This is a genomic window from Streptomyces sp. NPDC037242, from assembly GCF_055604165.1.
Genome location: NZ_JBVJUY010000001.1, coordinates 320,901 through 341,069, shown reverse-complemented (window position 1 = coordinate 341,069; position 20,169 = coordinate 320,901). Strand labels below are relative to the sequence as shown.

Here is a 20,169-nt window from a genome sequence, read left to right as displayed (position 1 = left end):
CCACTGATTGCAGCACCCGCGGCGGCGGGCCGCACTTCGGTCAGACCACGAGCAGCGGCACCAGCAGGGCGAAGCCGGCGCCGGCCTCCACCGCGTAGCCGAACAGGGAAGGGTGCTGGACGGGGGCGGCGAGCAGGACCACGCTCTGCTGGGTCGCGGCCGCCGCCACCCAGTCGCCGTCGGCGCCGAGGTTGCCCTGGTACCAGCCTTCGCAGGAACCGGGCCCGGTGACGGCGAGGAGGTCGTCCTCGCGGCGGTAGAAGGCCTGCCAGCCGGCCGCGGGCACGGACCAGCCCTCGAAGTCGGTGAACTGGGCCCAGCCGCCGTCGCGTATCGCGGCGTCGAACAGCCAGACCGGGACCCCCTCGGGGGTCACCTCGCCGCCGGCCTGCTGTTCGGTGGTGAAGTGGACCATCGGGAGGGCGTCGGGCCCGTCGGCGGTGCTGGGCCAGGCGTACATCGTGATCATCTGGTGAATTCTGTCCTGCTCGATGTAGGCGCCGGATAACCCTTCGGGTCCTGACGGGGTCTTAGCGTCCGTCCGGGCGGCGGCCGTTCTCCAGTTCCGCCGTGCCCTCGCCGGACAGCAGGACCCGGTACGCCTCCGCCGTGCGCAGGCCGAGCGAGCCGGGGAGGTACGCGGTGAGCTCGGCCGGGTCGACCAGCCGCCACGAGATCAGCTCCTCTTCCTGGAGCTTGATGCCGGCGAGCTGGACCGCGTCGAGCACGCCGCCGTCGTAGAGGTACGCGACCAGCGGGGGCCGGCCTGCGCCCAGCGTCCAGTCCACGGCGAGCAGCCGGCCGAGCGGGACGTCCACGCCGATCTCCTCGGCGCTCTCGCGGCGGGCCGCCGTGCGCGGGGACTCGCCCTCGTCCGACTCGATGGTGCCGCCCGGCAGGGCCCAGCCCTCGCGGTAGTTGGGCTCGACGAGCAGGACCCGGCCCTCGGCGTCCCGGTAGAGGGCGGCGGCGCCGGCCAGCACCCGGGGCAGGCTCGCGATGTAGGTGGCGTAGTCATCCGTGGTGGTCACGCGGCCACCCTACCCAGGTGGCGGGGTGGCCGGGACGGGCTACGTCTGCGGCGTCCCGCCGCCGTCCTCGCGGTCGCGGCCCTTGGACTCGGCGACCCTGCGCAGCCGGGGGTGGCGTGCCGGTCCCTGTTCGGTGATGGCGTCGCCGACCATCGCCCTGACGGCGTCCCGCAGCCCGTGCAGGGCGTGGTGGCGGGCGGGGCCGGCGCCGGGGTCCTCGCGCAGTTCCCTCACCAAGGCCCAGCAGAGCAGCAGCATGACGATCACGAAGGGCAGCGCGACCAGGATGGTGGCGGTCTGGAGGGACTTCAGGCCGCCCGCGACGAGCAGGACCGCGGCGACGGCGGCCATCAGCACGCCCCAGGTGACGACGAGCCAGGTCGGCGGGTGCAGCGAGCCGCGGCTGGTGAGCGAGCCCATGACGAGGGAGGCCGAGTCGGCGCTGGTGACGAAGTACGTCATGACCAGGGCCATGGCCACCCAGGAGGTGACCGTGCCCAGCGGCAGCGCGTCCAGCATCGCGAAGAGGGAGGCCTCGGTGCCGTCCTTGATCTTGGCCGCGAAGTCGACGGCGCCGGTGGAGTCGAGGCGGATGGCGGTGCCGCCCATCACGCAGAACCAGATGACGGTGGCGCCGCTGGGCACCAGCAGGACTCCGATCAGGAACTCGCGGATGGTGCGGCCGTGCGAGATGCGGGCGATGAAGGTGCCGACGAACGGCGCCCAGGACAGCCACCAGGCCCAGTAGAAGATCGTCCACGCGCCGAGCCACTTGCTGTCGGTGAAGGCCCCGGTGCGGGTCGCCATCGGGAGCAGGTCGTGCAGGTAGCTGCCGACGCTCGCCGGGATCACGTCGAGGACGTAGACGGTCGGGCCGAGTACGAAGACGAAGAGCATCAGGACGGCGGCGAGCACGATGTTGATCGTGCTCAGCCATTTGACGCCCTTGTGCAGGCCGGAGAAGGCGGAGAGCACGAAGGCCGCCGACAGCGAGGCGATGATGATCAGCTCGACGGTGGTGGAGTCCTCGATGCCGGTGGTGATGTTCAGCCCCTTGGAGACCTGGAGCGCGCCGAGCCCGAGGCTGGTGGCCGTGCCGAAGACGGTCGCGAAGACGGCGAGCAGGTCGATGGCCTTGCCCGGCCAGCCGTTGGCCCGCTCCTCGCCCATCAGCGGGACGAAGGCGGAGCTGAGGCGGTTGCCGCGGCCCTTGCGGAAGGTCGCGTAGGCGAGGGCCAGGCCTGCGATGCCGTAGATCGCCCAAGGGGTGAGGGTCCAGTGGAAGAAGGAGTAGTCCATGGCGGCGCGCGCGGCGTCCCCGGTGCCGGGCGCCGCCCCGGAGGCCGGGGGCGGGTTCAGGTAGTGGGTGAGGGGCTCGCCCACGCCGAAGAACATCAGGCCGATGCCCATGCCCGCGCTGAACATCATCGCGATCCACGCGAGGTTGGTGAACTCCGGTTCCGAGTCGTCCGCGCCGAGCCGGATGCGGCCGAAGCGGCTGATCGCGAGCACGACGCACATGACGAGGAAGACGTCGGCGGCGATCACGAACAGCCAGGCGAAGTTGTCGAGCACCCAGGCCAGGGCGGTGCTCGACGCCGTGTCGAAGGAGCCCTTGGCGAGGGCCGCCCAGGCGACGACGGCCAGCACGGCGATCACTCCGATGACGACGACGGCGCGGTCGGGAGTGCCCTCGGCCACTCCTTCGGGTCCCCCTCCCGGGGAATCCGGACGTGCCTGTTCCAGTGAATCCGTGCCCATGCGGCCACACTATGCATGCATATATCCGCATTTACGGGCATGGCGCGCCGGACGTGACCCAGGCCACCCATGGGCATAGGAGGATCCTCCGGATAGGCTCATGGTGGCGCGACTGCACTGTTCGAAAGCAAGGGATTAGCAAGGTGACGGACGGAGCAGTAACTGAGACCGCGCGCGTGCTCATCGCCGCGGACAAATTCAAGGGCTCGCTCACGGCCGTTCAGGTCGCTGAGCGGGTGACGGCCGGCCTTCGCAGGGCCGTACCGGGCGTGGAGGTCGAGACCCTCCCCGTCGCGGACGGCGGCGACGGTACGGTCGCGGCCGCCGTGGCGGCCGGGTTCGAACGCCGGGAGGTACGGGTCACCGGACCCCTCGGTGAGCAGGTCACGGCGGCCTTCGCCCTGCGCGAGGGCACCGCGGTGGTCGAGATGGCGGAGGCCTCCGGGCTGCAGCTGCTGCCGGCGGGTGTCTTCGCCCCGCTGACGGCGACCACCTACGGCTCGGGCGAGCTGCTGAAGGCCGCCCTGGACGCGGGTGCCCGCTCGATCGTCTTCGGTGTGGGCGGCAGCGCCACCACCGACGGCGGCGCGGGCATGCTGGCCGCGCTGGGTGCGGTGTTCCTGGATGCGAACGGTGAACCGGTCGGTCCGGGCGGCGGCGCCCTGGCCGGTCTGGCCTCGGCCGACCTGTCCGGCATCGACCCCCGCTTCGCCGAGGTCGACCTCGTCCTCGCGAGCGACGTGGACAACCCGCTGACGGGTCCGAAGGGCGCTCCGGCGGTCTACGGCCCGCAGAAGGGGGCGTCGCCCGAGGACGTGGCGGCGCTGGACGCGGCGCTCGCGCACTTCGCGGTGGTGCTGGAGAAGTCGATCGGCGCGAAGGCTGCCGAGTGCGCGCTGGCGCCGGGCGCCGGCGGCGCGGGCGGCATCGGGTACGGGGCGCTGCTCCTCGGCGCGACGTTCCGACCCGGCATCGAGCTGATGCTGGAGGTGCTGGGCTTCGCCCCGGCGCTGGAGCGGGCCACGCTGGTCATCACCGGTGAGGGCTCTCTGGACGAGCAGACCCTGCACGGCAAGGCCCCGGCCGGTGTCGCGGCAGCGGCCCGTGCGGCGGGCAAGGAGGTCGTCGCGGTCTGCGGCCGCCTGCTGCTGACCCAGGAGGCCCTCCAGGCCGCCGGGATCCGCCGGGCGTACCCGCTGACGGAGATCGAGCCGGACACGGCGAAGTGCATCGCCAACGCCGGTCCCCTGCTGGAGCAGGTCGCGGCGAACATCGCCGCCGACGTGCTCTGATCCGTACGGTCCGCGAGGCCCGGAACCCCCGCCCGGGGTTCCGGGCCTTCCGCTTGCCCGAAAGGGCAGGCGCGGGGTGCCGGGCGGGTGCCCCGGCGGGGGTTGGACCGGGCCCGGGCGGTGGCGAGCATGGCCGGGTGACCAACTGCACGGTGTGCGGCACCCGCTGCGAGCCCGGGGAGCGGTTCTGCGGGAGCTGCGGGGCCTTCCTGGAGTGGGCCGGTGACGCGACGGGGGCCCCGGCGGCCCCCCGTCCGGCGACCGGGGTCTCCCCGCCGGCCCATCCCCCGCGGGGACCTTCCGGCCCTCCGGCCACTTCTGCCGCGCCTGCTTCGCCCGCCTCCCCCGTCCCGCGTTCGGGGCCGGGTCCGGGGCCCGCCGTGCCGCCCATGCCGAACCGGCCGCCCGACGCGCCGGGCGCGCGGGCCGTACAGCCGCCCGCCGCCGGCGCCGCGCCGGTCGCCGGGCCCCCGCGCCGGCGCCCCGAGGCCGAGGAGGCCCCGCCGCAGCCCGGGGAGCTCATCTGCGGGCAGTGCGGTGCGGGCAACGTGCCCACCCGCAGGTTCTGCCGCCGCTGCGGGTCCTCCCTCGCGGACGCGCCCGTCGTCCCCCGCGCCCCCTGGTGGCGGCGCCTGTTCACCCGCCGCCCGTTCACCCGCCGCACGCACGCCGCCGGTGAGCGGCCGCCGCGCAGGCAGTGGCGGATGCCGCGGTTCGTGCTGCCGGTCTTCGTGCTGGTGGCCCTGGCCGGGGCCGGGTACCTCTTGCGTGCCGAAGCCCTGCGCGGCGTGGAAGCCGTACGGGACCGCGCGTCCAAGCCCGAGCAGACGCATGCCGTCCAGGTGACCGCGTCCAGTGCCGCCGCCGGGCACGAGCCCGCCCTGGCGGTGGACGGCACCACCGACCGGTACTGGGCACCGGCCCCGTCCGGGCCCGGTCAGGGGGAGTTCCTGGAGGCGACCTTCGCGGGCCCGGTGCGGCTCCTGGACCTCGTGGTGCGCCCGGGGGCCTCATCGGTCGCGGAGAAGTACCTCCGGGAGGGCCGGCCGAGCTCCCTGTTGCTCACCGCCACCGCGAAGGACGGCCGTACCAGCACCAAGACCGTCCGCATCGCCGACGTGCCCGGGGAGCAGCGCTTCCACTTCGCCGTCAGCGACGTGGTGCGGATCCGGATCACCGTGCAGGGCGCCTACGGCGCGGAAGGCGACCGGCACGTCGCCCTCGGCGAGGTGGAGTTCTTCAAGCGGCGATAGTGCCGTGCACGCGCCCTTACGAGCCTCCGTGCAGCAGCACGGACACCATCTGGGCGTGGCGCCGCTCGGCCTGGCGGGCGGCTGCCGGGGCGCCGGCCCGGTGGTGGGCCTCGACCAGCAACCGCCACACCCCGTCCTGGAAGGGGTCCAGCGACAGGGCGTGCGTGGCCGCGGCCACTGCGGGCTCCGGGCGGCCGCGGGTCAGCTCCACCTCGGCCAGGGTGTGCGCGGCCCGCACCGCCTGGCCCCGGCAGCGCTCCCGCAGCGGCACCACCCACTCCGCCGGGCCGTCCTCCGGAAGCAGCTCGCCGGTGTAGAGGCGCAGCGCCCGGCCCAGGGCCTCGACGGCGCGGTCGGCGTTGCCCCGGGCGGCCTCGGCCAGGCCCTGCGCGGTGGCGGCCTCGAAGCGCTGGACGTCGCAGCTGCCGCCGGGGACGAGGTTGAGCATGTACGCCTCGCCGGAGCGGACCAGCACCTGGGCCCCGCCCCGGTGGCGGCCCGGTTCCAGGAGCGTGCGCAGCGTCGACACGGCCGTCTGCAGTCCGTGTCCGGCCGTGCGGGCGGGGCTCTCCGGCCACAGGGCGGCCATCAGCTGCTCCCGGTGCACGGGACGGCCCGCGTGTACGGCGAGCAGCCGCGCCAGCGCCCGTACCCGCGGCCGGGTCGCGCCCCAGTCCAGCGGCCGGTCGTCCAGGGTGGCTTCGAAGCGCCGGAAGCAGCGCAGCGCGAGCCGTCGTTCGGGGTCGGCGGGGCAGGGGCGGGGCGGCGGCGCGGGGCGGCGGGCGGCGCCCGGGCAGCGGCGGGCGAGGTACGTCCGCAGCAGGGGCAGGCAGTGGGCCGCGCCGTACTCCTCGGCCAGTTCGGGCGGTTCCTCGGTGCCGCGCCGCAGGGCCCGTACGGCCCGCTCGGGGAACGTACCGAGCACCTCCCGGTCCAGGTAGGTGCGCAGCGCGGCCGTGTCCAGCGGATCGCGGCCGACGGCCGCGGCGGCCCGTCCGAGGCGGATGACGGCCGGCCAGCCGCGGCTGAGCCGGACCAGCTCGGGGGCGGCGTCGGGGAAGGCGGCGGTGATCTCGGCCTCGCCGAGGCTCAGTTCGCGCGCGGTGAGGACGAGGGTGTCGGCCAGTTCCAGCCGGGTGAGGTTCACGGCGGGCATCCGGCGGCCGGCCAGGACGACCCGGAGCCGGCCGGGCGGGGCCAGCCGCGCCAGCTCCTCCAGGACGGCCTCGGCGGGGTTGCCGTGCACCAGGTGCACGTCGTCGACGAGCAGCAGGACCGGGTCGGGGCCGCCCTCGATGTCGAGCAGTACGGACTCCACCGTCGGCGGTGTCCTCATCGGTACCGGCGCGGACACCGCGGCCAGCCGGGCCAGCAGGGCGGAGGCGTCCTGCGTGTCGCGGCAGGGCCGCCAGCGCACGACCCGCCCCGGGAAGGCCTCGGCGGCCCCGGCCAGCAGGGTGGTCTTGCCGTAGCCGGCGGGCGCGACCACGAGCGCCAGGGCGCCCGGACTGCCGTTCGACAGGAGTGGAATCGACGTGCGGACAGGCATGTCCGGCCCCCTTCCCCGCTCATGGGCAGGTCAAGGATGGACTCTCACCCTCCGCACAGCATGAGTAACCCATTACCCAATCGGGGGCTCCTGCCCCGCGCGCGCCCCCAGCGCGAGCACCTCGACCCGGAAGGGCAGGTGCACCGGCCGGCTGCGGGCGACGAACGCGGTCAGCGCCGCGGTGTCCACGGCCGCCGGGTCGGGCACCCGCAGCCGTACGAGCAGATGCGGCTGTCCGGATCCCGGCAGCGGGGTGTCGGGGGTGGCGGACCACACGGTGGCGCCGCTCTCCTCGATCTCCGGGGTCGTCCCGAAGGCCTGGCGCACCTGCTCGGCGAGACCGGCCCGGGTGCCGCGCAGCGCGTGCGCGGCCACCGCTCCGCGGACCTCGCCGTCCGCGCCCACCCAGGCCGCGAGGAGCGCCGCGAAGTCGGCGGGGGCCAGGCGCGGGTCGAAGTAGGCGGGCAGGCTGTCGAGGACGGCCAGCACGGGCGCCAGTACCTCGTCGAGGCTCTCGGTGATCCGCTGGGCGAGGTCGTCCTCGGCGTAGACGGCGGGCAGCCCTGCGCCCAGCGGGTGGCGCGAGGGCAGGCCGGGGACCAGGCGCCGGCTCACCGCGGGTCCACCCGTACCTGGTGGTCGAAGCTGAAGGCCAGCGAGCCGGGGCGCAGCACGATCCGGTCGGCCGGCTCACCGCGCCGCCGGGTCTCCAGGTCGGCGGGGAACAGCCGTACGCTCTCCACCGACTCCACGCCCGGCACCTGTTCCAGGACGGCCCAGACGGCGCCGGTGTGCACCGCCCTCCCGAACGGCCAGCCGTCCCCGTCGGGCCCGCCGGTGAGCGGGTTCAGCTGCCGGTACAGGGCGGCGAGCGCGGCCCGCTGCACCCGGGCGGGCGGGATGCCGTCCGCTGCGCGCAGGGCGGCGACGACGGTGATGCCCTGGTAGTACGGCGGTTCGACGACGAGCCGGGTGCCCAGCATGCGGCGGGCGTGGAGGTGGGCGGCGACGGACTCCAGCAGGGCGGGCGGGCAGGCCATCCGGGCGAAGTCCAGGCGCCCTTCGCCGTCGTCCTCGGCGGCCGGCACGAGGAGCACCCGGACCCCGCCGGGACCCTCCTCGGGGGCCTCGACGCAGCGGACGCGGGCCACTTCGGGAGCGAACTGCCGGGTCAGGTACTCGTAGTCCTCGGCGGTGACGGCCCGCTCGCGGGTCCGCAGTTCCATCGCGCCGCGCAGCCGGGCGTTGGCCACGTCCTCGCCGTCGACGCCGCCGCCGGCCGCGCGGCGGTTCTCCACCCGGGCGATGTACGGGATGGAGCTGCGCAGTACGCCGAGGGTGCGGCGGGCCACGTTGCCGCGCCGGCCGCCGCCCGCGAGGTACGGGCGGGCCCGTACGGGGACGCCTTTGGCGGGGACCGCCCCGTACTGGCGCAGGGAGCCGTCGGCCTCGCGTACGGCGGGGCCGAAGGTGATCTCGCCGGTGGCCCGGTCGATGCCGATGTGCAGGTCCTCGGGGCCCGATTCGCCGAAGTGGCGTACCTCGGTCCAGGTCACCCACCCGTCGGCGGCGGTGCGGGTCTCCACGGTGAACGGCGGCCCGCCGGCGACGACCGGGGCGCGGTCGAGGGTGAAGGTCTGGCCGGGCAACCCCTCGCAGATGCCGAGCAGTTGGCCGTCGACCCGTTCCGCGTTCACGGCCGGGGCGGTGCCGCCGATGGTGAACGCCTCGGCCGACAGCAGGGTGGGGGCGGCCGAGTACGCCGTGCGCCCCTCCGCCGGGGGGACGACGACGCAGCGCAGCCAGCCCGCGCGCTGCCGGGCCTCGGCGGAGGCGAGGTGGCCGGCGGGCAGCTGGATGAGCACGTCGCCGGGCCGGTTGAAGCCGCCGGTGCCGTCCCGGTCGACCTCGCAGCGGGTCCAGCCCTCGCCGGTCCAGGCCTCCCAGGCCAGCGGGGGGTGTTCGGGGTCGATGCCGTGGCCGGCGACGGGGAAGTCCAGGCGCAGGGCCACCACGCAGGACGGCGCCGCCTGTGAGAGCCCGAAGAACAGGGCGTCCCCGGGGCTCGGCACGGCGGAGAAGCAGGGCACGCCGCGCCCGGTCGCGAGTTCGGGCCCGCGGTCGGCGGGGACCGCGCCGGGTGCGGTCGTACCGGTGGCCAGAACGGTCAACTCCACCGGTACGACGGCCAGTTCCTGCACGGTCGAGAAGACCACCGCCTCGTCGGTCTCGGTACGGGTGGTGGCGACCTCGGTGCCCTCGCGGATGAGCACGGTCTCGGGCTGGGGCGCGGACAGCCAGAAGGTGACGTCCGTACGGGCCGCCGCGGGCGGGTTGAGGGTGAGGCCGATCAGGTCGAGGAAGGCCACGTGGTTCTTGTCGGGAACCCTGTTGAGCCGGTAGATGAGCTGGTCGGTCATATGGGCGAACGCCTCGATGAGGGTGACGCCCGGGTCGGAGACGTTGTGGTCGCTCCACTGCGGGCAGCGCTGCTGGACCATCCGCTTGGCCTCGTCCACGAGGTCCTGGAAGCGCCGGTCGTCGAGGTTGGGCCGGGGCAGCGCCATCAGCCGCCGCTCCCCTCAGGGGTGTCGTGGGAGGGAATGACGTAGAACGGGAACACCAGGTTGCGCGGGGTGTTGGAGCCGCGCGGGGCGTAGCGGATGTCGATGTACAAGGTGCCGGCCTCGACCGCGTCGAAACTGACGACCACGTCGACGAGCCGGATCCTGGGTTCCCAGCGTTCCAGCGACATCCGCACCTCGTAGCCGATCTGGGCCGCGGTGGCCGCGTCGGCCGGGGAGAAGACGTGGTCGTGGATCGCGCAGCCGAACTGCGGGCGCATGGGCCGCTCCCCGGGGGCGGTGCCGAGGATCAGGCGCATGCTCTCCTCGATCTCCTGCTCCCGGCGCACCAGCGCGATGGCCCCGGTGGCGTCCGTACGGAGCGGGAAGGCCCAGCCGGCGCCGATGAACTGCTCCCCCACGGCCGGTTCACCCGCCGATCAGGACGGTCGGCGCGCCCATGACGATGGGCGCGCCGCAGGCGGACATGTCGCCCATCCGGGCCGCGGGCAGGCCGCCGATGAGCACGGTCGGGCAGCCGGGCGGGGCGATGGCCGAGGGCGGGTGGACGGCCGGGGGCGGGAAGGAGCAGATGTGCGGGGTGGACACGACGGCCGCGGGCATGCCGCCGATGAGCACGGTGGGCACTCCGGGCGGTCCGATGACCCCGGGGTGTCCGGTGGGGTCCCCGACGCGTGCGGCTGGCGGCATGTCGCTGTTCTCCTCGTTCTCCTCGGGTGATGCCGTTGGTTGGTACGGGTCAGTTGATGCGGACGAGTGCTGCGCTGATCGACAGGCTGGCCCCGCCCTTGAGTTCGGTGCTGGCCTGGCCGTTCACCGCGACGGTGGTGCCCTTGACGTCCACCTGGCCGTTCGTCTGGAGCTTCAGCGCGCCCGCGCCGGCGTCGACCTCGGCCCCGGTCTGCGCGGTGATCTGCACGGACTGCCCCTTGAGTTCGAGCTTTCCGCTGCCCGCGTCCATCGCGATGCCCTGTTCGGCCTTCACCGTCACCTTGTCCTTGGCCTCGATCTCGACCGTGCCGTCGCTGTGCACGGTGACGGAGGTGGCCTGTTGGTCCAGGTGGAGGGTCAACTTGCCGTCGCCCGTGGCCAGCCGGACGCCCTTGGGCCCGCGCGCGCAGTCCAGCAGCTCCAGCCGGTTTCCCGAACGGGTCACCAGCGAACGCCGGTTGATGGCACCGCTGGTGGAGTCGACGAGCGGCGCGTCGTGGTCCGAGGGCTTGTCCTGGCCGTTGTAGAGGCCGCCGATCACGTACGGGTGGTCCACCCGCCCGTGCTCGAAGCCGACGAGCACCTCGTCCCCCACCTCGGGGCCGAAGATCCCGCCGCCGCCCTTGCCGCCGAGGTCCGCGGTGCGGGCCCAGTCGCTCACGTACTCGCCGTCCAGCCAGGGGAAGGCCAGTTTCACCCGGCCCCGGTCCTCGGGGTCCCTGGTGTCGGTCACGGTGGCGTTGACCAGCCCTCCGACCCGGCCTCGGTCGCCCGGCCCGGCCCCGCCGGAGGCCAGACCGTAGAGGGAGCGGTCGGAGCGGCCGCCGACCGTGAGCCAGGTCTGGTACCCGGTCTCCGGGTCGAACACGTGCCGGCTCGTGGAGATCGTGTACTTGCCCTCGAACGGGGCCCCGACATTGCCGAGGGTGACGGCGGTGCCGGCGCGCAGCCTCGGCATGCCCATCGCGACGGCGTCGAGTTCCGCGAAGGACCCGGCCAGGTCCGCGGCCAGGGACTTCGCCGCCTGGTCGGCCTCGGCCTGGGTGCGGTACGGGGTGTCGGTGGCCAGGAACACCGCGCCGCCGAAGGCGTCGGCGGCCTGCTGCGGGGTCATGCCCAGCTCCAGCCGCTCGCTCCGCCCGGCCGGCGCCCGGCCGACGACCGCGGCCTTGGCCTGGACGTCCCATCCGCGGACCTCCACCTGCTGGACCTGGTCGGCGGCGGTCACCGAGGCGTGGCAGCGCAGCAGGTTGCGGCCGAACTCCAGGACGTACGGGCTCGCCTGCGGCGAGGTGGACGTGGCGGGGGCGGGCCCGGCCTTCGCCGGCACCCGGAAGAAGAACTTCCCCTCCAGCACGCCGACTTCGGCCCCGGCGAGGTCGGCCAGCCGGTGCAGGAACTCCCAGTCGGTGACCCCGGGCTGGGCGAGGTGCTCGTACACGGTCGTGGTCGCGTCGACCGTGCCGACGGGCAGCCCGGCCCGCCGCGCGACCTGGACGGCCACGTCGGAGGCGGTCATCTGGCGGTAGCCGGCGACCCGGCGCCCTCGGAAGAAGCGGTGGGCGTGGTCCAGGCCCCGTACGACGGTGAAGGTGCCGGTGGCGTCGAGGTCGACCTCCACCGCGGTGACCTCCCCCGACACCAGCAGCTGGCGCTGCGGGTCGTCCGCGGCGCGCGCGAACAGCTTGACCGGGGTGCCGAGGGTGAACCCGGCCGAGCTCAGGGTGAGGTGGTGCGGATCGCGGAAGCGCAGCACGAAGAGGTCGGGCAGCTGGGTGCTGTCGTCCACGTAGGCGGACACCAGCGTCTGGGCGACCGGATCGGGCAGCGGCTGCCCGGCGACCTCCACGGCGAGGGTGTTGACGAAGCTCTCTCCGGCCATGGTTCAGCCCAACTCCTCGGATCCCGGCAGCAACAGCTCGGTCCCGGGGGCGAGCCGCATCGGATCGTCGATGCCGTTCGCCTCGGCGATGTGCCGCCAGGCGGTCGCGTCCCCGTACTCGCGCCATGCGAGCAGCGCCAGCGTGTCCCCCGTCACCACCCGGTGCACGCGGCGCGCGGCGAGGGCGCCGGAGGTCGGGTTCTGGCCCGGCATGGGCCCGCTGAGCTCCTCCAGCGTCACCTGGCAGACGGCGCGGATCGGTATCCCGCCGGGGGTGAACAGCGTGTACTTCGCCTGGACCTGGCTGATGTAGCCGACGAAGCCGGTGAGCCCGCCCCAGCGCAGGATCACCCAGGGCGGGACGCCCTGGTTCTGCTGCTGCGTTTCCGGGGTGGCCACGCAGCAGGCGAGCAGCTTCTCGACGGCCGCCACGACCCGGCCGTCCTGGTCGGCGGTGGCGTCGAAGAACATCTCCAGGTTCAGCTTGGCGGCGCCGGGCCCCTTGAACTCGGCGGGACCCGCCGTCACCGCGCCCTTGGAGGGCTTGCGTTCCCATTCGGCGGTCTTGGCGAGCGTCAGCTCCTTGGGGTTGAACTGGAAGTCGATCCTCCCCATCCGCGCGCCGGCCGGCCCGGCCCCGCCGTCGGCGGGCGGCTCGCGCAGCTCCAGCCAGGCGCGCTCCAGCTTGGGGCGGGGGCCGGCGTCTCCCGAGGCGGAGCCGCCCGCGGAGGCGATGAAGGCGATGGGCTGGTGCAGTGACATGTCCGGTCCCCTCCCTCTCCCTAGTGCCGTGACCGGCAAGGTCCACCGGGTCGCGGCGCCCGGCACGGCACCTCGCCGCGTTGTCGGACCACGGAAGTACGTCCAGTACGGCCCGCGGCCCTGCGCCTTGCGATGCACCGCACCGGACACCGCGCCCCGGCGGACCTTTCCGGCCACGGCACTAGCGGCCCGCGTTGAGGAAGCCATGGTGGGCGATCTCCAGCGTCTCGGTGGCGACCTTGGGGGTCTCGGGGCTGAGCGAGGGCCCGCTCCAGCGCACGGGCACGACGTCCATCAGGCTCCAGCGGGCGACGATGGTGCCGTCGACGGTCATGGCGGTGATGTGGGCGGTCTTGCGGGGGATTCCGCCCAGCATGCCCGCGAGCCATCTGGTGACCTGCTCGGTGTCGCGCGTCACCGGCCGGGAGAGCTTGATGTTGGAGTACTTGATACGGGTGGGGAGCTGCCAGACGTAGCCGTTGTTGCCGCCCTCCTCGCGCTGTTCCATGACGACCTCGCAGCCGAGGCCGTCGCAGCTGTTGAACGCGCCGAGGCTGATGTTGTCGATCTCGACCATGAAGCACACGCTGACGGCGGGGTCCTGTTGCTGGGCCATGGCGGGGTCCTGTTCTCCTTCAGTGGCGCTGGTCGAGCCGTACGCCGGCCCGCTCGCGGTCGAGCCGGAGCTCGGCGCGCAGGAGGCGGCTCAGGGGGCCGATGAGGCGGCGGATGAGCTCGTCGGTGGGTTCCTTGGCCGGTACGGGTCCCGGGGCGGGTCCCGGGGCCGGTACGGGTCCCGGAGCCGCCTGTTGCGGTACGGGGCTCCGCGCCTCGGGGTCGGCCGGCGGCCCGGGCGCGGCCTCGCGCTGGAGCGCTACCGGCGCCGGGGCACCTGCGGTGCCCGCCGTGGGCTCTGCGGCCTCGGGTACCGACCGCTGCACCGGCGCGACGGGGGCCGCCGCCGTCCACGACACCGGGGCCGGGCCCGGGCCGGGGGCGGCGCCGGAGTCCGCGCCGGGTGCCTGTCGGGCCGGAGCCGGAGCGGGCGCGGGCGCGGGGAGCCACGCCACGGGGACCGCCGCTGCGTCGCTCCGCGCGGCTCGCTGCACCGGGACCTCCGGTGGGGCGGTGGCCCGTGTCCAGACCAGCGGTACCGCGGCGGCGGCCGCCGGAGGACCCTGCTCCGGGACCCGGAGGTCAGGAGCTGCCGCGGAGCGCAGCTCCAGCCCACGCTCCCCGACCAGCCGCGCGACACTCCCGCCGGCCGCCCGCTGCACGGGCTCGATCGGTACGGCGGACGGCCCGAGCGGTGGCTCGCCCACGGCCCGCTGCACGGGCACAGCCGACGGCACGACGGGCAACTCCCCCGCCGGACCAACGGGCCGCGCGGGCGGGTCCGGCACGACAGGCGGCCCGAGTGGCGGCTCAGGCGCGGCACGCTGTCCGGGTGCCGCGGGCTCGGGCGAGACGACCAGCTCGGGACGGTGTCCCGGCACGACGACGGGGAGTTCCCCGGGCGGGACCGCGGGCCGCACCGGCGGCTCGACTACGGCCCGCTGCACGAGCGGGATCTCAGGCCGCACCGGAACCGAAGGCTCGGCCCGACCGGCCACCGGCACGACGGGCAACTCCCCCAGCGGGACCGCAGGCCGCGCAGGCGGGTCCCCCGGGTCGACCGCAGCCACCTGCACGGGCGGAACCGACGGCTGCACCGGAACGCCTGGCTCGGCGCGGTGGCTCGGCGCGACCACAGGAAGATCCCCGGGCGGAACCGCGGGCCGTACGGGCAGCTCGACCGGCGGGTCGAATGACGGCCGCACCGGAACGCCCGGCTCGGCGCGGTGGCTCGGCGCGACCACAGGAAGATCTCCGGGCGGGACCGCAGGCCGCACAGGCGGCTCGACCGCAGCCCGCTGCACGGGCGGAACCGACGGCCGCACCGGAACCTCCGGCTCGGCCCACCCGGCAACCGGCACCACGGGCAACTCCCCCAGCGGGACCGCGGCACGCTGCACGGGCGGAACCGACGGCCGCGCCGGAACCTCCGGCGCGGCGCGGCGGCCCGGCGCGACCACGGGGAGGTCCCCGGGCGGGGCCGCAGGCCGCACAGGCGGCTCGACCGCGGCCGGCTGCACGGGCGGGACCGCAGGCCGCACCGGCACGACAGGCGGCTCGACCGCGGCCCGCTGCACGGGCGGAGCCGACGGTACGACGGGCAGCTCCCCCGCCGGGCCCACGGGACGTACCGGCGGGTCCGGCACGACGGGCGGCCCGGGCGGCGGATCGACCACGGCGCGCGGCGCGGGTGCCGCGGGCTCGGGCGGGAGCGGGCCGGCGACGCGCTGGACCGGCGGCCGCGCGGGCAGCGGGGCGCCCAGGCCGAGGCGGCGGGTGGGCGGGGGCGGTTCCGGCGCGACAGGGGCGGGCGGCGCCGGGGACTGCGGCCGGGGCGGGAGCGGGGCCCCCAGGCCCAGCTTCTTCGTAGTGGCAGGCGACGGCGACGGCAAGGGCTCCGGCGACGGCTCCGGCGGCGCGGGCTCGCCCCCCACCAACGGCCGCTGGTCCGGAGCGGCATCCGGTACGGCCGCAGCGACGAGCGGCGCGGGCGGCTGCGCCTCAAGGCGCTGCACCGGCAGCCGGCGTACGGGGAGGTCCACCGGCGGAGCCACCGTGAGCGCCTCCTCCCGCCGGGCCTCCACGACGGGCAGCGGGGCGGCAGACGGGGCCTCGGACGGCAGAGCCGGCGCCTCGGCGGAGCCGTCCGGTGCCGACCGGCGCTGGACCGGGGTCGGCTCCCCGTGCACCGTCCCGCCCGGGACCTCCGGCGGCGGGGCCGGCGCCTCAGCGGCGGCGCCCGCGAGCCCCGAGGAGGAGGCGGAGGCGGCGGAGGCACCGGAGTCGACCGGCGTCGACCGGCGCTGGACCGGGCTCGGCCCCCCGTGCACCGTCCCACCCGGGGGCGCCCAGCGCTGGACCGGAGCCGGCTCCGCGTACACCGTGCCGCCCGGGGCCTCGGGGGTCACGGCGTGGCCCAGCGCACCCGTCAGCGACGGGTCGCGCCACGTCGCCAGCCCGGCGCCGAAACCCTGCGGGTCGGTCAGCAGCGCGGGCGCGCCGAACGTTCCCTGCTGCGGCGGCAGTCGGGGCCACTCCGGCACCCGCTCAGGCACGGCCTCGACCGCGGGCGCAGGCGCAGGCGACTCCGCGGAACGCCCCCGCAACCGGCTCCGCAACGCGTCGAACACCCGGCTCACCGCCCCCCGGCCAACCGGTTCAGCCGCGCGATCTGGTCCACGTACCGCCGCCGTTCGGCGTGCTCCAGGTCAAGGATGGAATCCATCGGCCAGTGGAAGTGGTAGGCGATGTACGCGACTTCGCCGTACAGCTCGTCCGTCGTCGCGTACGTCACGATTCCCCCAGGCGCCCACCACCCGCGAGGTCGACGGCGAACGCCGTCTCGCACGACGGGCACGTCACCTGCGCCCGCGTGTGGCCCTCCGCGTTGATCCGGCGGTAGAAGTCCTGGAGGAAGGCCAGGTCGGAGGCGAACAGGTCCTCGATCACGCCGGCGTGCACATCCGTCACCGAGCCGATCCGCTCGACCACCCGCCCCAGCAGCACCACCGACAGGTACGCCGGATTCTCCCGCACCCGGTCGTCGCGCAGCGGTACCAGCTCGTCCCGTGCGGTGGCCAGCCTCATCACGCCCGTGCGGTGCACCTGGCCCGCGCCGTCCACGTACCCGCGCGGCAGCTCGAAGGCGAACTCGGTCCGCATCGACCCGCCGGAGGCCCCTTCGGCCACCGGCGACGGCAGGGCGGCGGCGGCCGCCGCCGGGGAAGCCTCCGCGCCCGCGCCCGCTCCCGCGCTCGGCGCCATCTGTCGTCGCATCAGTCGATCACGCCACGTCCATGGACTCGTACGTGATCACGAGCTTCTCGGTCAGGACACTGGTGTCGCCGGCCTTCAGCGAGCTGATCTCCAGGCTCTTCGGCCAGGCGTTGACCAGGGTGTACCGCTTGATCGGCTGGCCCTCGTAGTCGAACACGATGATCGCGCCGCCCTTGCGGGCCGAGCTCATCTTCCCGAACCGCGCGTCCTTGATCCATTTCTCGAAGTTGTTGTCCGCCGTCAGACCGCGGGTCAGTGTGACCTCGCCCGCCTTCGGCCGGCCCGGCAGTTTCTTGATGACGTACTTGCCGTCCGCCGTGTTCTGTTTGAGCTCGATGACGTCCTGTTCCATCTTCAGGCCCGTCACTTCGTTGATCTGCTTGATGACGACCCCGTCGATCTCCAGCCCGAAGGAATGGCCGACCGAGGTGTCCATGTCGGGAAGTGCCATGCTGCTGACTCCCTAGCCGCTGCTATTCGTTGACGAGACTGGTGCCGCCCGAGAACTGGGCCAGCCGGAAGATCACGAACTCGGCGGGCTTCACCGGGGCGATGCCGATCTCGCAGACCACCTGGCCCGCGTCGATCCCCTCGGCCGGATTCGTCTCGCGGTCGCACTTGACGTAGAAGGCCTCGTCGGGTGTCAGCCCGAACAGCGCACCGCGCCGCCACTCGTTGACCAGGAACGCCGAGATGGTCCGCCTGATGCGCGCCCACAGCGCGTCGTCGTTGGGCTCGAAGACCACCCACTGCGTGCCGATGAGGATGGACTCCTCGATGTAGTTGAAGAGCCGGCGCACGTTCAGGTAGCGCCACGACGGGTCGGAGGACAGGGTCCTCGCGCCCCAGACCCTGATTCCGCGCCCTGCGAAGGAGCGGATGCAGTTCACCCCGATCGGGTTGAGCAGGTCCTGCTCCCCCTTGGTCAGGTGGACGGCCAGGTCCACCGCCCCGCGCACCACCTCGTTGGCGGGCGCCTTGTGCACGCCCCGGCTCTCGTCGTTGCGCGCCCACACCCCGGCCATGGCGCCGCTCGGCGGTATGAACCGGGTCTGGCCGCCCGCCGACGGGTCGGCCACCTTCACCCAGGGGTAGTACAGGGCCGCGTACTTGGAGTCGTATCCGGCGCCCGTCATCCGCCAGTCCTTGACGCGCTGCGGCGACAGGTCGGGCAGGGGGTCGATGATCGCGACCCGGTTCCCCATCAGCTCGCAGTGGGCGATCATCGCGAGCTGGACCGCCTTGACGCCTTCGGCGTCGATCGCGCCCTGCTGGTAGGCGCTCATCACGTCCGGTACGGCGAGCATGGTGATCTCGTCCACCGTCTCCAGCCCGCCGAAGCCGGTCCGGTCGTCCGAACTGCCCACGTACGAGGCCGGGGTGAGCGTCACGGGGACGACGGGCGCGGGCGCGGGCGCCGGGGCGACCGTGACCGTCTGGTTCTCCGGCCGGGTCAGGACCTGGGAGGGGCCGGCGTCCTCGACGGTGACCAGCCGGGAGCGGTCCCGTACGACGGTGACGACGTAATTGCGGCTGCTGCGCTTGCTGGAGACCTCCCAGGTCTCCTCGGTGCGGTCCCCGCGCTTGATGTTGAGGGTGAAGGCGTCCTCGGCCGGGGACTCGCCGCCGGCGTCGGCGACTTCGACGCTGATGCCCTCGCCGGTGCCCTCCAGCGCGGCCACCTGAAAGCCGCCGAGCGCGGTACGGGCCCCCGCGGGCAGCGCGCCGGGCCGGGACCGCTTGCCGGCGGCCGCGGCGGGCGGGGCGGCGGGGCGGGCCTGCTCACCGTCGCGGCCGTCGGCGCCATCGCCGCCGACCCGTACGACGTAGCAGGTGCCGCCGCCGTTGAGGAAGTACGCGTAGACGGAGTGGGCGAGGTACGCCCCGTCCATGAACTCGCCGAAGGTGGAGGCGAACTGGCTCCAATTCGTCACCAGGGTCGGCGTGTTGTACGGCCCGTCCGCGGCCAGCCCGACGAAGGCGGCGACGGCGGTACCCACACCCTCGATCGGGCGCGAGCCCGCCTCGACCTCTTCGACGTAGACGCCTGGTGACAGGTACGACGGCATCCGGGTCCTCCCCCTGGGGTGTGACGGTCGGTCCCACCCTCCCCCTTGGCCCCGCCCCATGGTCATGACCGGTCGTACGGACCCGGGGGAAACCCGCGCTGCCCCTTCGGGCAGCCCGTCACGGCCGGCGCACCTGCGGATTGGCGATCGCCTCCGCGATCCTCGCCCGGGCGCGGGCGTCGGCAGCGAGCAGCGCCTCCGCGATGTCCGCGGGCAGGGGATCACCCGCGGCCCTGCGGGCGGCGATCCAGTCCGCGACCGAGCGGTTGCCCTTGGAGCCGTTGGCCTCCGCGGTCAGGGGCAGGAAGTTCTCCGGCACCTCCAGCAGGACGAAGCGCTGCTCCGCCGGGGAGAGCCGCTGGAACTCGGGCAGCTTCGATATCTCGTTGCGCGACATGAGGTGGTCGGTGGCCCAGTTGTCGGTCGTCATCGGCAGACCGGTCTCGACGTCGATCGGCACGCCGCCCCGGGGTTCCAACGGCCCGCCCAGCGCGGCCGCGTTCTCCATCGCGGGAGCCCGGCCGGCTTCGCCGGGGGTGGCCGCGTCCACCCGGGCCTTGAGGCTCTCGGTGAGACCGCTCACGCTGTCCTGCAGCGCTGCGCGGGCCAATTTCAACTCGTCGCGGATCCGGGCGAGTTCCCTGCCCTCCGGCGAGGTGGCCAACGGCTCCATGTTCTTGCGGATGCCCCTGCGGTACTGCTCCAGGGTGGGCTCCTGGGAGAGTTGCGCCTGCTCCGCGGCGACGAGCTCCGCCACCTCGGCCTCGTACGCACGGATCCGCTCCTCCGACCCCGCCACGGCGGTCGCTTCCCGCCGGGCCGCCGCCTCGTTGGTCTCCAGCGGTCGCAGCTCCCGCTCCGCCAGGCCCACGGCCTCCCGGGACTCGCGGGCCCATTTCCTGGCATCCGGGTTGCCCGGCGACTCGGCGAGGAGCGCCTCGGCCGCCTCCAGGTCGGCCCTGGCCTCGGCGAGTTTCGCGCGGGCCACGTCGGCCCTCTCCGTGGCGCCGGCCAGCGCGGCCTCGGTGTCGGCGATCCGCCGCTCCGCCGCCTCGGTGTTGGCCGTACGCAGCTCGGGCCGCGGGGGCTCCGTCACCGGAGCCTCGGCGGTGTCGACCGAGGCCGACGGGTCCAGGGGGGCCACGTCCGTCCCGACCGGCGCGACCTCCGTACCGACGGGTGCGGCCTCCGTACCGACGGGTGCGGCCTCCGTACCGGCCGGCGCGACCTCCGCCCCGACGGGTGCGGCCTCCGTACCGACGGGGGCGACCTCCGCACCGACCGGCGCGACCTCCGCCCCGACGGGTGCGGCCTCCGTACCGACGGGGGCGACCTCCGCACCGACCGGCGCGACCTCCGCCCCGACGGGTGCGGCCTCCGTAC

18 protein-coding genes and 1 pseudogene are annotated in these 20,169 nt (G+C 74.5%); 2 read left to right on the top strand and 17 right to left on the bottom strand.

Annotation, left to right across the window (positions count from 1 at the left end):
- Nucleotides 1–40 precede the first annotated feature (40 nt).
- The 3 genes from ACZ7GJ_RS01390 to ACZ7GJ_RS01380 form a co-directional block, all read right to left on the bottom strand.
- The gene (locus tag ACZ7GJ_RS01390; protein ID WP_470748238.1) at nt 41–469 is read right to left on the bottom strand and encodes a hypothetical protein; all 429 of its coding nucleotides are present in this window, start codon (nt 467–469) and stop codon (nt 41–43) included.
- 61 nt (nt 470–530) lie between these two features.
- Nucleotides 531–1,031, bottom strand: coding sequence for an NUDIX domain-containing protein (locus ACZ7GJ_RS01385; RefSeq protein WP_470748237.1), 501 nt, complete (start codon nt 1,029–1,031; stop codon nt 531–533).
- A 39-nt stretch (nt 1,032–1,070) separates the two neighbouring features.
- Nucleotides 1,071–2,792, bottom strand: coding sequence for a BCCT family transporter (locus tag ACZ7GJ_RS01380; RefSeq protein WP_470748236.1), 1,722 nt, complete (start codon nt 2,790–2,792; stop codon nt 1,071–1,073).
- A 143-nt stretch (nt 2,793–2,935) separates the two neighbouring features.
- Between ACZ7GJ_RS01380 and ACZ7GJ_RS01375 the strand changes: the two genes are divergently transcribed.
- Both ACZ7GJ_RS01375 and ACZ7GJ_RS01370 read left to right on the top strand, forming a co-directional pair.
- Nucleotides 2,936–4,084: a glycerate kinase gene (locus ACZ7GJ_RS01375; protein WP_470748234.1), complete on the top strand. Its 1,149-nt coding sequence runs from the start codon at nt 2,936–2,938 to the stop codon at nt 4,082–4,084.
- Between the two features lie 389 nt (nt 4,085–4,473).
- Complete coding sequence (locus tag ACZ7GJ_RS01370) at nt 4,474–5,337, top strand: NADase-type glycan-binding domain-containing protein (protein ID WP_470748233.1); 864 nt, start codon at nt 4,474–4,476, stop codon at nt 5,335–5,337.
- Nucleotides 5,338–5,353: 16 nt separating this feature from the next.
- On the opposite strand, the gene ACZ7GJ_RS01365 is transcribed toward ACZ7GJ_RS01370, so the two are convergent.
- The 14 genes and pseudogenes from ACZ7GJ_RS01365 to ACZ7GJ_RS01300 all read right to left on the bottom strand — a co-directional run.
- The gene (locus tag ACZ7GJ_RS01365) at nt 5,354–6,886 is read right to left on the bottom strand and encodes an AfsR/SARP family transcriptional regulator (protein ID WP_470748231.1); all 1,533 of its coding nucleotides are present in this window, start codon (nt 6,884–6,886) and stop codon (nt 5,354–5,356) included.
- Between the two features lie 72 nt (nt 6,887–6,958).
- Nucleotides 6,959–7,501 carry a phage tail protein gene (locus ACZ7GJ_RS01360; protein ID WP_470748229.1) on the bottom strand — a complete coding sequence of 181 codons (543 nt, stop codon included), beginning with the start codon at nt 7,499–7,501 and terminating at the stop codon, nt 6,959–6,961.
- Nucleotides 7,498–9,453 carry a putative baseplate assembly protein gene (locus ACZ7GJ_RS01355; protein WP_470748227.1) on the bottom strand — a complete coding sequence of 652 codons (1,956 nt, stop codon included), beginning with the start codon at nt 9,451–9,453 and terminating at the stop codon, nt 7,498–7,500. Before ACZ7GJ_RS01355 ends, ACZ7GJ_RS01360 begins: the two co-directional genes overlap by 4 nt.
- Nucleotides 9,453–9,872 (bottom strand): GPW/gp25 family protein, encoded by a 420-nt coding sequence (locus ACZ7GJ_RS01350; RefSeq protein ID WP_470748225.1) that lies wholly within the window; start codon nt 9,870–9,872, stop codon nt 9,453–9,455. The genes ACZ7GJ_RS01355 and ACZ7GJ_RS01350 overlap by 1 nt, the downstream gene beginning before the upstream one ends.
- Before the next feature lie 7 nt (nt 9,873–9,879).
- Nucleotides 9,880–10,161, bottom strand: coding sequence for a PAAR domain-containing protein (locus tag ACZ7GJ_RS01345; protein ID WP_470748223.1), 282 nt, complete (start codon nt 10,159–10,161; stop codon nt 9,880–9,882).
- 49 nt (nt 10,162–10,210) lie between these two features.
- Nucleotides 10,211–12,064: a VgrG-related protein gene (locus ACZ7GJ_RS01340; RefSeq protein WP_470748222.1), complete on the bottom strand. Its 1,854-nt coding sequence runs from the start codon at nt 12,062–12,064 to the stop codon at nt 10,211–10,213.
- 3 nt (nt 12,065–12,067) lie between these two features.
- A complete protein-coding gene (locus ACZ7GJ_RS01335; protein WP_470748220.1) occupies nt 12,068–12,826 on the bottom strand; it encodes a CIS tube protein in 759 nt (252 codons plus the stop codon).
- A gap of 181 nt (nt 12,827–13,007) precedes the next feature.
- Nucleotides 13,008–13,442 (bottom strand): phage tail protein, encoded by a 435-nt coding sequence (locus ACZ7GJ_RS01330; RefSeq protein ID WP_365925111.1) that lies wholly within the window; start codon nt 13,440–13,442, stop codon nt 13,008–13,010.
- Nucleotides 13,443–13,461: 19 nt separating this feature from the next.
- Nucleotides 13,462–15,996: a hypothetical protein gene (locus tag ACZ7GJ_RS01325; protein ID WP_470748218.1), complete on the bottom strand. Its 2,535-nt coding sequence runs from the start codon at nt 15,994–15,996 to the stop codon at nt 13,462–13,464.
- A gap of 80 nt (nt 15,997–16,076) precedes the next feature.
- Entirely contained in the window at nt 16,077–16,235 is a 159-nt protein-coding gene (locus ACZ7GJ_RS01320) for a DUF6760 family protein (RefSeq protein ID WP_470748216.1), read from the bottom strand.
- Entirely contained in the window at nt 16,232–16,717 is a 486-nt protein-coding gene (locus ACZ7GJ_RS01315; protein WP_470748214.1) for a hypothetical protein, read from the bottom strand. Before ACZ7GJ_RS01315 ends, ACZ7GJ_RS01320 begins: the two co-directional genes overlap by 4 nt.
- 7 nt (nt 16,718–16,724) lie before the next feature.
- Nucleotides 16,725–17,168, bottom strand: coding sequence for a phage tail protein (locus tag ACZ7GJ_RS01310; protein WP_365925120.1), 444 nt, complete (start codon nt 17,166–17,168; stop codon nt 16,725–16,727).
- 22 nt (nt 17,169–17,190) lie between these two features.
- Nucleotides 17,191–18,786: a phage tail sheath family protein gene (locus tag ACZ7GJ_RS01305; RefSeq protein ID WP_470748212.1), complete on the bottom strand. Its 1,596-nt coding sequence runs from the start codon at nt 18,784–18,786 to the stop codon at nt 17,191–17,193.
- A 118-nt stretch (nt 18,787–18,904) separates the two neighbouring features.
- A pseudogene (locus ACZ7GJ_RS01300) lies at nt 18,905–20,169 on the bottom strand (hypothetical protein); the annotation flags it as partial.